The sequence below is a fragment of the uncultured Pseudosulfitobacter sp. genome (genome assembly GCF_963976325.1).
Classification (GTDB): Bacteria; Pseudomonadota; Alphaproteobacteria; order Rhodobacterales; family Rhodobacteraceae; genus Pseudosulfitobacter.
Genome location: NZ_CAXBJW010000003.1, coordinates 326,866 through 340,200, shown reverse-complemented (window position 1 = coordinate 340,200; position 13,335 = coordinate 326,866). Strand labels below are relative to the sequence as shown.

The 13,335-nt window shown below is 59.7% G+C and carries 14 protein-coding genes; 4 read left to right on the top strand and 10 right to left on the bottom strand.

The features are described from left to right. Window positions 1-3 precede the first annotated feature (3 nt). On the top strand, window positions 4-504 hold the full coding sequence (locus AAC077_RS12750) for a MarR family transcriptional regulator (protein ID WP_339770152.1): 501 nt from the start codon (window positions 4-6) through the stop codon (window positions 502-504). A 9-nt stretch (window positions 505-513) separates the two neighbouring features. Here the strand turns inward: AAC077_RS12750 and AAC077_RS12745 are convergent, their stop codons facing one another. The 7 genes from AAC077_RS12745 to AAC077_RS12715 all read right to left on the bottom strand — a co-directional run bounded on the left by AAC077_RS12745 (window position 514) and on the right by AAC077_RS12715 (window position 7,154). Next, window positions 514-2,049, bottom strand: coding sequence for a DHA2 family efflux MFS transporter permease subunit (locus AAC077_RS12745; protein ID WP_339770150.1), 1,536 nt, complete (start codon window positions 2,047-2,049; stop codon window positions 514-516). After that, complete coding sequence (locus tag AAC077_RS12740) at window positions 2,046-3,158, bottom strand: HlyD family secretion protein (RefSeq protein WP_339770148.1); 1,113 nt, start codon at window positions 3,156-3,158, stop codon at window positions 2,046-2,048. The genes AAC077_RS12745 and AAC077_RS12740 overlap by 4 nt, the downstream gene beginning before the upstream one ends. After that, window positions 3,155-3,601: a MarR family transcriptional regulator gene (locus AAC077_RS12735; RefSeq protein WP_339770146.1), complete on the bottom strand. Its 447-nt coding sequence runs from the start codon at window positions 3,599-3,601 to the stop codon at window positions 3,155-3,157. The genes AAC077_RS12740 and AAC077_RS12735 overlap by 4 nt, the downstream gene beginning before the upstream one ends. Window positions 3,602-3,796: 195 nt before the next feature. Beyond that, window positions 3,797-4,003 (bottom strand): hypothetical protein, encoded by a 207-nt coding sequence (locus AAC077_RS12730; RefSeq protein WP_339770144.1) that lies wholly within the window; start codon window positions 4,001-4,003, stop codon window positions 3,797-3,799. A gap of 114 nt (window positions 4,004-4,117) precedes the next feature. After that, window positions 4,118-4,501, bottom strand: coding sequence for a response regulator (locus AAC077_RS12725; RefSeq protein ID WP_339770142.1), 384 nt, complete (start codon window positions 4,499-4,501; stop codon window positions 4,118-4,120). After that, window positions 4,467-4,940 carry a MarR family winged helix-turn-helix transcriptional regulator gene (locus AAC077_RS12720; protein ID WP_339770140.1) on the bottom strand — a complete coding sequence of 158 codons (474 nt, stop codon included), beginning with the start codon at window positions 4,938-4,940 and terminating at the stop codon, window positions 4,467-4,469. Before AAC077_RS12720 ends, AAC077_RS12725 begins: the two co-directional genes overlap by 35 nt. 75 nt (window positions 4,941-5,015) lie before the next feature. Beyond that, window positions 5,016-7,154, bottom strand: a complete 2,139-nt coding sequence (locus tag AAC077_RS12715) for an ATP-binding protein (protein WP_339770138.1) — start codon at window positions 7,152-7,154, stop codon at window positions 5,016-5,018. 340 nt (window positions 7,155-7,494) lie between these two features. Here AAC077_RS12715 and AAC077_RS12710 point away from each other — a divergent pair, with 340 nt between their 5' ends. Further along, entirely contained in the window at window positions 7,495-8,439 is a 945-nt protein-coding gene (locus AAC077_RS12710; protein WP_339770136.1) for an NAD(P)-dependent oxidoreductase, read from the top strand. Between the two features lie 57 nt (window positions 8,440-8,496). After that, the gene (locus AAC077_RS12705) at window positions 8,497-8,994 is read left to right on the top strand and encodes a hypothetical protein (protein ID WP_339770134.1); all 498 of its coding nucleotides are present in this window, start codon (window positions 8,497-8,499) and stop codon (window positions 8,992-8,994) included. On the opposite strand, the gene AAC077_RS12700 is transcribed toward AAC077_RS12705, so the two are convergent. The 3 genes from AAC077_RS12700 to AAC077_RS12690 are packed head-to-tail and all read right to left on the bottom strand — an operon-like array spanning window position 8,991 to window position 11,520. Next, window positions 8,991-9,554, bottom strand: coding sequence for a hypothetical protein (locus AAC077_RS12700; protein WP_339770133.1), 564 nt, complete (start codon window positions 9,552-9,554; stop codon window positions 8,991-8,993). The genes AAC077_RS12705 and AAC077_RS12700 overlap by 4 nt on opposite strands. After that, window positions 9,554-10,090 (bottom strand): TadE/TadG family type IV pilus assembly protein, encoded by a 537-nt coding sequence (locus tag AAC077_RS12695; protein WP_339770131.1) that lies wholly within the window; start codon window positions 10,088-10,090, stop codon window positions 9,554-9,556. The genes AAC077_RS12700 and AAC077_RS12695 overlap by 1 nt, the downstream gene beginning before the upstream one ends. Then, window positions 10,087-11,520 carry a TadE/TadG family type IV pilus assembly protein gene (locus tag AAC077_RS12690; protein WP_339770129.1) on the bottom strand — a complete coding sequence of 478 codons (1,434 nt, stop codon included), beginning with the start codon at window positions 11,518-11,520 and terminating at the stop codon, window positions 10,087-10,089. Before AAC077_RS12690 ends, AAC077_RS12695 begins: the two co-directional genes overlap by 4 nt. Window positions 11,521-11,847: 327 nt before the next feature. Between AAC077_RS12690 and AAC077_RS12685 the strand changes: the two genes are divergently transcribed. Further along, window positions 11,848-13,278, top strand: coding sequence for a Glu/Leu/Phe/Val dehydrogenase (locus AAC077_RS12685; protein WP_339770127.1), 1,431 nt, complete (start codon window positions 11,848-11,850; stop codon window positions 13,276-13,278). The last annotated feature ends 57 nt before the right edge of the window (window positions 13,279-13,335 follow it).

Sequence of the window (13,335 nt, the reverse complement as noted above, 5' to 3'; positions counted from 1 at the left end):
TGCATGGACCACGTAGACCGCGTTTTGCAGCAATGGCGTTCCGAGCGCCCCGATCTTGAGGTGGCACCGATGGGGGTGCTGGGCCGGTTGAAACGGCTGTACGATCAGGTGGCTGCGCGGCACGAGGCCGTCTATCAAGCCAACGGGCTGACAGCGGCCAGCTTTGACGTGCTGGCCACCTTGCGGCGGTCCGGCGCGCCCTATGCGCTGAGCCCTTCCGAACTGATTGCATGGACGATGGTGACATCGGGGACGATGACCAACCGTCTGGACCGGCTGGCGGCGGCGGGGTTGGTTGAACGCAAGCCGAACCCCGAGGACGGGCGCGGGTCGGTCGTGGCGCTGACCCCGCAGGGGTTTGAGCTGATCGACAGGGTGGTCACCGAACATGTGGCCAACCAGCACGAGATCCTGTCTGCCCTTGGTGCAGAGGAACGCGCGGCTTTGGACGGGCTTCTTCGGCAATGGCTTGGCGCATACGAGCCGCCCGAGGACGGCCCCTAGCGTCCCCGCCTAGCCGGGTTTTCTAAGCAGGAACACGATGGGCACGACGCACAGGGTCAGGATCATCATCAGAAAGAAGTTGTCGATATAGCCGATCATCGCGGCCTGTTGCGTGACCAACTGGTCGGCAATCGACGCATACAGCGCAGAGCCGTCCAGCAATTGTGGCATGGCATCGCGCACTTGCGGCGCTTGCGCGGTCAGGGTGCTGGCAATCTCGGCGTGGTTGACCGTGGTCATGCGCGACAGCACCACCGTCACCAGTGAAATGCCCACGCCCGACCCGACGTTGCGCACAAGGCTGAACATCGACGTTGCATCGCCACGATAGCGCTGGGCGATGGTGGCGAATGTCAGTGTCGAAAGCGGCACAAAGACGAACCCAAGGCCAAACCCCTGCATCACGCCGGTGACGATAATCAGATGTGCATCCATTCCGGTTTCGAACCCGGTCATCAGGTGCAGCGACCACGCGGTCAGCCCCAGCCCGAACAGCACAAGCCCGCGCGGGTCAAAGCGGCTGACCAGACGGCCCACTACGATCATCGAGATCATGGTGCCAACGCCGCGCGGGGCCATCACCAGACCGGTTTCGATCACCGGATAGCCCAGCAGTTTTTGCAGCAGCGGCGGCAGCAGGGCCAGCCCTGAAAACAGCGTCATGCCGATCACAAAGATAAAGATCAGACCCATCGCAAAGTTGCGGTCGCGGAACATGCCCAGATCGACAAAGGGGTCTTTGGCCCCCCAGCAATGGATCACAAAAGCCCACAGGCCGGATACGGCCAGTCCGGCGTACAGAATGATCTCGATGGAGGAAAACCAATCCTGGGACTGGCCCCGGTCCAGCATCAGTTGCAGCGCACCGACCGCCAGCGCCAGCAGGCCAAAGCCCATCAGGTCAAAGCGCCGCTGTCTGGTGTCTTCGCGCGGCATGAAGGCGGCGATGCCCAGCAGGGCGACGATGCCCACGGGCAGGTTGATGAAGAAGACATAGCGCCAGTTGAACACTTCGGTCAGGTAGCCGCCCAGTGTTGGCCCGATGATTGGCCCGACCATGATGCCCGCGCCATATATGGCCATGGCCTGACCGATCTTTTCACGCGGGTTGATGTCCAGCAGCACCGACTGCGCCAGCGGGATCAACGACGCACCGCACACGCCCTGAACAATGCGAAAGATCACCATTTCAGGCAGGCTGGTGGAAAATCCGCACAGCATCGACGACAGCACAAAACCGGCGATGGCCACGATGAACACCATGCGCCGGCCGACCCGGTCGGAGACCCAGCCGGTCATCGGTGTGGCGATGGCCGAGGCCACGATATACGACGTCAGCACCCATGTGATTTCTTCCTGCGTGGCGTTCAGGCTTGAGGCCATGTGCGGCAGGGCGACGTTGGCGATGGTGGTGTCCAGCACCTGCATCACCGTGGCCACCATGATCGACGCGGTCAGCAATGCGGGCGACGCGACCTTGACGTTGGGCGGTGTCAACGCAGGTGCGGCGGGGGCCGCGCCCGAGGATGCGGCGGCGCTGGTCACTTCAGACCTTCCAGACGGTTGTGGCCGGTGTCGACCGAGACAGAAACGCTCATCCCGTCACGCAAGGGGCGGTCGGGCGTGTCGGTGATCTGGATGCGCACGGGCACCCGCTGTACCACCTTCACCCAGTTGCCGGTCGCGTTCTGCGCGGGGATCAGCGAAAACTGCGATCCGGTGGCCGAGGCAAAGCTGTCCACGGTGCCGTGCAGTTCCATGCCGGGATAGGCGTCAACCTCGATGGTGACCGGCTGGCCCGGGGTCAGGTCCGCGATCTGGGTTTCCTTGAAATTCGCCTCGACCCAGGTTTGTGAATTGTCGACCAGCTTGGCGATGCCGGTGCCTGCGGCCAGGAACGCGCCGACATTCAGGCTTTCGATCTGGCTGACAGTGCCGCCTGTCGCGGCGGTAATATTGGTCTGTTCAAGATGCCGTTCGGCAGACTGGCGGGCGGCCAGGGCTGCGCGCACCGATGGCAATGTGTCGGCTTTGGCTTGCGGGTCGCCGCCGAGTGCTGTGGCGGCGGCGTCGACCTGGCGCTGGGCCAGCGTCACCGCGTTCGAGGCCGAGCGGAAGGCGATCATGGCCTCGTCCAACGACGCCTGCGTGCCAATGCCCCGGTCGGTCAGTTCCTGCTGGCGCTTCAGCTCGCGGCTTTTGACGTCTTCGATGTTTTGCGATGCCTGCAATTGCGCCTGTGCGGTCTGATAGGTGGCGCGCTGTTGTTCCACAGCCAGCCGGGCCGACGCCAGTTGCGCATCGGCGGTGGCCAACGCGATTTCGTAATCGGTCGGGTCCAGACGGAACAGCGGTGTACCTGCGGTGATCTGCTGGTTTTCGGTCACCAGAACATCGCTGACGCGGCCGCTGACGTCGGCGGAAATCGTCGTCATCGGCTGGTGGATATAGGCGTTGTCGGTGCTGATGTAGCGCCCGCCGAACAGCCACGCGCCGGCCCCTGCCAGCGCCAGAAGCAGCGGCACGGAAATCATCAGCGCGCGCCTGCGTCCGCGTGGCGGGCGGGCGGTGGTTTCAGCGTCGGTCGCCTGCGGTGCCGGTGCGGGCACGGGCGTGTCAGTGGCGGTTTCGATGTTGTCGGGGCGTGCGTTCATCGTCTTGCGTCCTTGTCGGGGAGGCTGATCGCGCCCCCAAGATTGTCTTTGATCGCGTTCAATCCATTGCGCAGGGCCATTTTGGTTTCGTCGTCGATGCCGAGTGCAACTTCGTCGAAAACCGCATCGCTGATCTGGCGCATGATTGCGAATTTGGCATGGCCTGAAGCGGTCAGGGTCAGCGTCTTGGCGCGGCTGTCATTGGGGTCGGTCTGGCGGGTCACAAGGCCCGCCGCCTGCATTCGTTCGGCCAGATCGCTGATGGTCATGGGCGAGGCTTCGAGCGCCTCTTTGATCTCGACCTGACGCATGGGACCGTTACGCTCGAGCAGGCCCAGCGCGCGCCATTGCATCAATGTCAGCCCTTCGGGACGGGCGGCTTGCTCGAAGCGTCGGCGCATCAGGCCGGCGGTTTCGTGCAGAAGCATCATGATGTCGCGCACGGTCGGCTCTCCTTTGTACGGACATGTATTATACGGATGCGTACAAAAGAAGGGGCGGATTTGTGCAATTTTGCACAGCAATGTTCGCAGCCTTACACAAAGCAAGGCCGGCAAAATGCGGTTTCGGGGATGAAGGAAAGTGTCATCGCAGCGCCCGCGGCGATGTTAAACTGTCAAAATTCGAGGGAGCCTAGCTCACCCTTTGACGCAATACAGCCTTGGCCGGGCGACTGGTTGTTCAGGTTCGCTTTCGCGTGCGATCTGTTCCAGTCGCTGCGCCATGACATCAAGTTGTTCGGCTGACTCATCTGTCAGGTCAAAGCCAACGGCCCGCAGATACCCTGCAAGATCCTCAAGGACTTTGCGTGCTTCGTAAACGGCGTCTTCTGCAAGACCACTCATACCAAACCTCTGTGCGGCTTACCCAACAAATTATTGCTAATAGCAACAATACAATGTTGTGCGATCAAAGTCCATCTTAAATCCGAATACAAAGTTTTAAAAAAATGCTAACAATCAGGCTAGGGCGCTTGCCACGGCAGCCAGCAGGTCGTTCTTGCGAAAGGGCTTTTGCAGGAACGCGACCGCGCCGCTGATATCGGCAATGGCCTGGGTGGTTTCCAGGTCAGTGGCCGCGCTTCCGCCCGAGATGATCAGGATCGGCAACCCGGCAAGATCAGCACGCAGATCGTCCATCAGCCCGACCGCGTTATCACAGCCCAAAAAGAAATCTAATATCGCAAGGCTGATGTCGGATCGGTCACGCAAGATACCACGTGCTTGCTCAAGCGTTTCCGCCTCGTGGACTGTCGCGCCATCCCGTGTCAGGAATTGCACGATCAAATGTCGGACCGCAGGGTCGTCTTCAACGAGAAGTATCTGTGTTGCCACCGTCTTCATCCACGGGCTTAGGGTGATGTGCAGTATCTAATGCAAGCGTTCGAACGGACCGAATAAAATCCTGCCGCTCGCGTTCGGGTAGTGCTTCAATTCTAGATGCTACAGCAACGATAGGGTCTTGCTCTAAAGCTTCAAGTCCCAATCGGGTCAATGTTATTGTCTTAATCCGGCTGTCGACCTTGCTTATACTTTGGGTCACCAGACCGCGCTGGGCCAGCGTGATAATGGCGCGGGCCACCGGTGAGGGCGTCAGATTGAGGAACGGGGCGCTGCGCCGCAATTGGCGTTGATCTTCGGGCGTGCGGGCCAAATAGCGCAGGATTGACCACTGCAAGGGTTGGATTTCCGACGAGTGACGCGCGGTATAGGTGTCGCGAATCAGGCGTTCAAGCAACACAGCGGCGGCCACCGAAGCCTTGTCCTGATGCGTGCCAGTCATGACCGACGACCTGGGATGTTCAATTCGTGGCGCAGCGCAGCAGAAACAGTTGCGCGGACTGGTCGTGCAAAAAAATCAGTCATTCGGACCTTCGGGCATTTTACCGTGAGTGGTCTTGCTCGAGATAGCGTCAATTAATGTGGCTTCCAGCTTGGCGCGTGTAAACGGTTTTTGCAGCAATACCCGACCAATGGATAACAGTCCGTTATGCATGGCGGCATTCTGAGAGAAACCCGAGATGAAAACGACTGTTGCATCGGGGAAATACTTGGCCAGCGCATCGACTGTTTCCACGCCATTCATGCCGCCGGGCATGATAATATCGCTAAGAATGATCTGCGGGGCTGTCATGCTGCGGGCCAGTTCCAATGCCTTTTCGCCTGTTGCCGCCTGCGTGACCTTGCAACCAAATGCTTCAAGTTTGGTGGTGTAGAGCATGCGCAGTTGGTCTTCGTCCTCGATCAGCAGAACGTGGCAACCTTTCAGACGCGCGCTGTTTGCAGCCGTCTGGTCAAGGCCCGAAGCTTTTGAGGCGGTCCCTGAATCGGCGCGCGGCATGAAAACACGCACCGCCGTACCTTGCCCGTGTATCGTGTGCAGCGCGGTGAAGCCGCCCGATTGTTGTGCAAAACCCTGAACCATCGACAGCCCCATGCCGGTGCCCTTGCCGATGTTCTTGGTGGTAAAGAAAGGATCGAACGCCTTCGCCGCGACGGCGCGGCTCATGCCGATGCCGGTGTCGGCCAGTTCGATGCAGACGTATTCGCCCGGCTCGGCCCCTGCCATCTGACGCGCCTGAAAGGCATCAATCTCGCGGTTGGCAAGTGAAATGGTCAGCGTTCCACCGTCAGGCATCGCATCGGCGGCGTTGCTCACGAGGTTCATCAGGCAAGCATCCAGTTTGGCGGCGTCCGCATGGATCGGCCAGAGGTCCGGGGCGTCCTGTATGGCGATGCTGACGCGGGCACCCAGCGCCGAACGCATACGCGGCAGCATATCAGTCACAAGCTTTTGCGCGCCGATGATTTTGGGCGACAGGGGTTGATTGCGCGCAAAGGCCAGCAGTTGCTGGGTCAGCGATGCCCCGCGCGCGACAGCCGCCAGCGCGTTGTCTATATATTCCGCCTGTTCGTTTTTAGACGTCGCAAGTGCGGCCAGTTCGATGTTGCCTGAGACGATGGCCAGCAAATTGTTAAAGTCATGGGCAATGCCACCGGTCAGATTGCCGATGGTCGATATGCGGTCGGTCTGTGCTGCGCGTATTTCGTTCAGCCGCAGATCGGTGATGTCCTGCCCGACCAGCTCCACGACGGACCCGTAGGTGCCCTTCACAGGCACCGGGCGCAGAATGACGCGAATGTAGCGTATGTCGCCATTGCGGCGGATGATGCGATGGGTTTCGTCAAGTGTTTTGCCCTGACGGATCGCCTCGCGGCGGATCTGGTTTTCGGCTTCATCGAAGTCCACCAGTTGCTTGCTTACCAGCGTCGGAAGCGTGTCCGAATGCAGAACCTCGTGCACCTCTCGGTCCAACATCGCCGCATAGGTCGGGTCGCATTCGGTGAATCGTCTTTGGTCAAGATCCAGCTTTGCATAGCCCAGTTGCGCGATCTCGATTGTGCGGGCTGCGCGGTTTTGCTGTTGCTGCGCGCCCCCTTCAAGCGTGCTGAGCCTGTTGCGCAGTGCGTCCAGCGCGCTGGCGACATCGCGCAGTGGTTCGATCATGTGGGTTTGCGAGCTTTTGCTAAAGCGGACCACAAAATCCGGCTGTGCCGCCGCGCTGCTCAGACCCTGACCTATTTCGGCCAGTGGACGCAGGACGCTGCGGTTCAGAAAGAAATACAACGCCAACATGATAAGGAGAAGACAGGTGATTGTGCCCCAGACAATCAGAAGTGGCACAAACAGGGTATGGATGCGATCCGTGTTCAACACGCCATACAGCGTCAGCGTGCCCAAGGTTTCAACGCTGTCGTTGACGCTGCGCCCCAAGGGCAGTGACGCGACGACGGCCAGATTTTCACCATCGACCTGACCTGTGACAATATCGGCACCGCCCGGGCGTGTGACCCGCGCACCGACCAGATCATCCGAGGCGACAAGCCCCTCAAGCGTGGCCTGCACCCTTGCCGGGTTTTGCATCTGGGTCGAGATCTGCGCGCCGCCGACGCGGGCCAGAACGTCGATTTGCTTTGCGTGATCGTGCGACGCCATGTTTACGGAAATCAACAGTCCAAGGATGCTTGCAGCAACTGCGCACACCAATACGGGCCAGAACATCGACGCTGTATAGCGTCTGGTTAGGCTGGCGATCCTTGACCGAAGGCCGGGGGCTATGATGTCCGTTTGGTTTATTTGCTTTACCCTTCAGCCCAGTGAAGTTGAGACGCCAGAAAATTGTCTGCGCGGTAGATTGCGCGATTGGGCTGAAAAAACCCAGCTTCGGTGCGATTCGGCCGTTGCCGTTTCGTCGCGGTGTCGCTCATCTGTCGCATTTAGAACGGACTTGGCGCTTTTTGCCTACGACATTTGAACCCTAACGGGGAGTCATAACATGAAAATCGGTTTTATCGGGCTGGGCAATGTCGGCGGCAAACTGTCGGGCAGCCTTGTTCGCAACGGGCAAAGCGTGGTGGTGCACGATCTGGACCCGGCCCTGGTGGCGCAAAAGGTTGCGGACGGGGCGGTCGCAGGGCAGGGGCCTGCGCAGATGATGCGGGACTGTGATGTGGTAATCACCTGTCTGCCGTCGCCTGCGGCCTCGGCTGCGGTGGTCGCGCAGATGTTGCCGGAAATCGGCGCGGGCAAGATCTGGATCGAGATGTCCACGACCGATGCCGCCGAGATCAGGCGGCTGGCCGGGCTTGTGGCGCAGGCTGGCGGGCAGGCGGTGGACTGTCCGGTATCGGGGGGCTGTCACCGGGCGGACACCGGCAACATCTCGATCTATGCAGGGTGCGACCGTGCCACGTTTGATCGGGTGCTGCCGGTGCTGACCTATATGGGGCGACGTATCCTGCACGTCGGCGAGGTCGGAACGGCCTCGACGCTGAAGGTGATGACGAACTATCTGGCCACCGCCAACCTGCTGACGCTGTGCGAGGCGCTGACGGTGATGAAAGCCTCGGGCGTGGATCTGGGGCTGACCTACGAGGCGATCGCCATGTCGTCGGGAAACAGCTTTGTGCACGAGACGGAAAGCCAGTTGATCCTGTCCGGCGCGCGCGATGTGAATTTCACCATGGACCTGGTCCAGAAGGACATCGGCCTGTTTCAAAAGCTGGCGGACGATGCGGGGGTGCCGTTGGAAATCTCGCCGCTGATGATCCAGATGATGACCGACGGGCAGGCGCGCTATGGGGTGCGGGCGCAGTCGGACCGCATGATCGAGCGGCTGGAAGAGGCGACGGGGCTGTCCATCCTGGCTGACGGCTTTCCGCAGGAACTGGTCGATGACGAACCCGAAGAACGCGGATACGAGGTGGTGCGCCGCCACTGATCGCTTGCCCCGCAACGCCCGCCCATGCAAAAGGGTCGAAACCTTGGGGGACCCCACATGCAAAAGATCAATCCAGACGACGTTCTGGCGGCCGTGTCTGCCTCGGTTGGGCGGCGTATCGTTGGTGTGGCATCGGTGGCGATGCTGGGGCTGTTGCTGATCTATCTGGCTGTTTTCCAACCGCCTGCGCTGGGCTGGCAGTTGTTCTTGCTGCTGATCGGTGCCGCGTCGCTGTGGCTGTCGATGCGCATGTGGCAGGCCACGCGCCACACTGTCGTGCTGACCGAAACCGAACTGCGCGACACGGCGGGCACGGTTCTGGCAAGGATCGACGAGATCGAAAGCATCGACCGTGGATTTTTCGCATTCAAACCGTCGAACGGATTTCTGCTGACGACCAAAAGCCCCGGACCGCGCACATGGCAGCCGGGGCTGTGGTGGCGCATCGGGCGCCGGATCGGGGTGGGCGGCATGACGCCGGGATCACAGTCAAAGTCGGTGTCCGAAATCATTGCGATCAAGGTTGCACAGCGCGATATGGGTCTTGAGGACTAGCTGCCTTGCCAAAGCACTTGTGGCGTATACCGCGGGCGGGTGAAGACAAACTTGGTGATCGTGGTGTTGTTCAGCCCTGTGTTGAAGGGCGGATCATAGTCCACAAAGGTTTCGACCACGACGATACGTTCGTTGTGCAGCATGATGGGCAGGCGGTCGTGCCAGTTCTTTACGTCGTTGTTGGTCAGCGCCAAGATGCCTGCGCCGCGGGTGTGTGACCAGTCGCGTTTGTAGATGTCGTTGTTGGCATCATATTTGATCGACGTCACCCGAATGGACGGGTCTTGATCGTTCCGGCTGCGCGTCAGGTATTTCAACACTGCGCGCGCGCCATCCAGATAGGCATCATCCAGCGGTGTCGTCTGCCGCGAGACCATATCGCCGATGGTATAGGCCGCCTTTTCGTTCAGCGCATACTGGCGATAGGCATCGAATATCGAAAACATGCTAAGGTAAGCCCAGAACAGGATCGGGATGATGATGATCGTCTCGATGGCGACGTTGCCGTCCTCGTCGCGCGCAAAGCGGCGCAACCAGTGCAGGGAGGATGCGATAGACATTAGCGTGGCTCCTGAACAAAGGCGGCGACACTGACCATTTTGGCATGGCCTGCGCCATCCTTGGTAAACCCTTCGCCCAAGCCGTTCAGGCGGAACACCGGGTCGAACATATAGCACGCCCGCATCAGCATGACCGAATGGTCGCCGCCGTTGGTGAAGGTGCGCAGCGGGGTGACCGGTTGCGATGTGTCGACGCAATCAGCAGGGCCGCCAAAGCCGGTAAAGCCACGTACGTCCACTTCCTTCATCTCCAGCCGCAATTGCGAAGCGCAATCGGGCAGGAAGCCGGAGAACGTGCAGATTTTATCCTTGAGCTGTGCGTGGGTATATTTCTTTGCGGTGTTCAGGCGTACCTGGCGAATGGTCATGTCCATGCCGCGGTCCAGAAACATCTGGCGGGTGGTGTAAATGCCCAGTTCGACCGAGGTCATGAACATGGTAAAGATCAGCGGGATCGCGAGCGCGAATTCGACAACCATGAACCCGCCTTCATCCTTGCGGAACTTGCGCAGCCCTTTCATCACAAAGCGGATCATTGTGTCAGCCTCAGTTGGTTGATGGTGCGTGCAATCGCCTTGAAGGCCTCGGTAATCTCGACGCCCTCGACCCGGAAAAAGTGGCTGGGGGTCGACGCGCATTTGCGCATTTCGTCGGCGCCGTGATCGTCAACTTCGAACCCGATGGCCCAGATCACAATGCCTTTTTCCTTGGCGGCGTCGCAGATCTGATCCAGCAAGTAGTCGCCCTTGGTGGCGGTGTAGTAATCGGCTTCGTAGTAGTACTTGCGGTCACGGCTGCTGACGTAACGGCTGAGATACCAGTTGAAGTTATAGTTGTTCCAGTGGACGTAATCGCTGGCTGAATCGTAGGCCCAGCTTGCGATCCGGTTCGAACGGTCGTTCTTGCCGTCGGTCATCAGGATGATGGTTTTCAGCGTTTCGATATCGTCATAATCCACCGGGCGGCCCGAAAATTCATTGTCGATATCGTTTTTGCCGATCAGGCTGGTGACGATAGGGCGGAAGGACGGGTCAAGCAGGGCCGTGGCCCATTTCATCCCCAGGAAGATCGACGTACCGGCGCGCGGCTGAAGCTTGCCGATCTGGGTCTTCAACGCACTGGCATTCTGGCTGAGCGGTGCAATTGTTTCATAGTCATACCGGGGGCAGACCGTGTCGTCGCGGTAGTTGTTGCGCCCGTCATAGTTCCATTGAAAATGCTGCATCTGGTCGTAGACGAGACTGCGGTTAAAGTTGGCGTTGTTGAACTCTGAATCCGGGATTTCCAGGCAATAGGAAAATTCGTGACGGTGATTGGTGTTCAGCTCGTCAAAGATCGGCTCGCCCACGTTCACATGTTCAGAGTAGGGGACCAGCGACAGCGAAACCAGATCTTCGGTTTCAGGACGGATCACCGTTTCGACAAAGACTTTGGCGGCGTTGCGCAGGTTTTCGATCTTGCTGTTGGATTGCATCGAACCCGAGATGTCCAGCACCAGCGAGATTTCCACATTGGCGATGCGTTCGCTTGCGGTGCCCACCGCGGGGACGTTGATTTCGGGCACGCCCATCAGGCGCATGAAACGCGTCGGTGACTTGGTTGCGGCGTGCGCGGTGACCGTGCGATAGTTCAGACCCTCGTCGACGGTGACGCTTTGCAGATAGCTGCCCAGGCCGGATTTTTTGAAATAGTCGGTCACCACCTCTTTCGGCGGCTTCTCCTGATCCAGGTCGGCGGCAGCCAGAACCGCGCGGTCGACGGTGTTTTGCAACCGCGTGCGCTCCATCTCGCTGCGCATAAGGTCAACGCCGATGCCACCAACCAGCAGCATCATCATCAAAAGGAAACAGGCGAAAATTGTCATCGACCCGTCATCGTCGCTGACGAAACGGCGCAGTCTGGCGCGCGCACCGTTGAATGGTGCAGGTTCCGATCTGAATGTCGTGTCACGTAAAATGCGTGTCATGATGCAGGTCCAATATTGTTATGTGCAAACGGACCAACGAGAGCCTGTTCACCAGAGCCTTCAATGACTGTTGATTGTGGTGAGATTCGGGCGGAACGGGGCTATCACTGTGGTTTTATGTTGTTTTTGCGTCAATTAAGGCACCGTTAGGGCGTCAGCGGCGACAGTTTGACGTGAGCGCAAAAGATTGTTTCCGCCTGCGAAAGTGCACTTGCTCCCTATAAAATTCTGTGAATTCTGCCTAAAAAAGTCGCAAGTCTTTACCGCTTCGTCATAGGCTTGCGTCAGTTGTCTCGAAGAAATCGAGTCGCGATCAAAGGAAGTACCATGAGCAACGTGCAAGAACCGAGTTTCCGCGAAAGTGTGGACCTGATGTTCAACAGGGCGGTGGCGCTGATGGACCTTCCGCCCGGCCTTGAGGAGAAAATCAGGGTTTGCAACGCCACCTACACCGTCCGCTTTGGCGTGCGCCTGCGCGGCAAGATCCAGACCTTTACCGGCTACCGGTCGGTCCACTCGGAACATATGGAGCCGGTCAAGGGCGGTATCCGCTACAGCCTTGGCGTCAACCAGAACGAGGTCGAGGCGCTGGCGGCGCTGATGACGTATAAATGCGCACTGGTCGAAGCGCCCTTTGGCGGATCCAAGGGGGGCTTGTGCATTGACCCGCGTGAATACGAGGAACACGAGCTTGAGCTGATCACCCGCCGCTTTGCCTATGAGCTGGCCAAACGTGACCTGATCCACCCCAGCCAGAACGTACCGGCCCCCGACATGGGGACCGGCGAACGCGAGATGGCATGGATCGCGGACCAATACGCGCGGATGAACACCACGGACATTAACTCGAAAGCCTGTGTGACGGGCAAGCCGATCAACGCGGGCGGTATTCAGGGCCGTGTCGAGGCGACCGGGCGCGGCGTGCAATATGCGCTGCAAGAGTTTTTCCGCCATCCGCAGGACGTGGCCAAGGCGAACCTGACCGGGACGCTGAAGGATAAGCGCGTGATCGTGCAGGGTCTGGGCAACGTGGGCTATCACGCGGCCAAGTTCCTGTCGGAAGAAGACGGCGCGCTGATTGTCGGTATCATCGAGCGGGACGGCGCGCTGGTTTCCCCCAAGGGGCTGAATGTCGAGGCTGTGTCGCACTGGATTCGTGATCATGGCGGCGTGACCGGCTATCCTGATGCCACCTATATCGAGGACGGCGCATCCGTGCTTGAGGCGGAATGTGACGTCATGATCCCCGCCGCGCTCGAGGGTGTTATCAATCTGGGCAATGCCAACCGCGTCAAGGCCCCGCTGATCATCGAGGCCGCGAACGGCCCCGTAACGGCGGGCGCGGACGAAATCCTGCGCGACAAGGGCTGTGTTATCATCCCCGATATGTACGCCAACGCTGGTGGTGTGACGGTGTCGTACTTTGAGTGGGTCAAGAACCTGAGCCACATCCGGTTCGGCCGCATGGGCCGCCGTCAGGAAGAGGCACGGCACCTGTTGATCGTGGAAGAGCTGGAGCGGTTGTCCAAGGACAAGGAACTGGGCTGGAGCCTGTCGCCCGACTTCAAGGACAAGTACCTGAAAGGTGCGGGCGAGCTTGAGCTGGTGCGCTCCGGCCTCGAAGACACGATGCGCACGGCCTATCAGTCGATGGCCGAAGTCTGGCGGTCACGCGATGACGTCAAGGATTTGCGCACGGCGGCCTATCTGGTGTCGATCGGCCGCGTGGCATCCAGCTACCGCGCCAAGGGTCTGTGACAGGACGCGGGCAGGGGCATCGCGCCGCTGCCTGCATCCCCTGGCGGGGGCATAGCG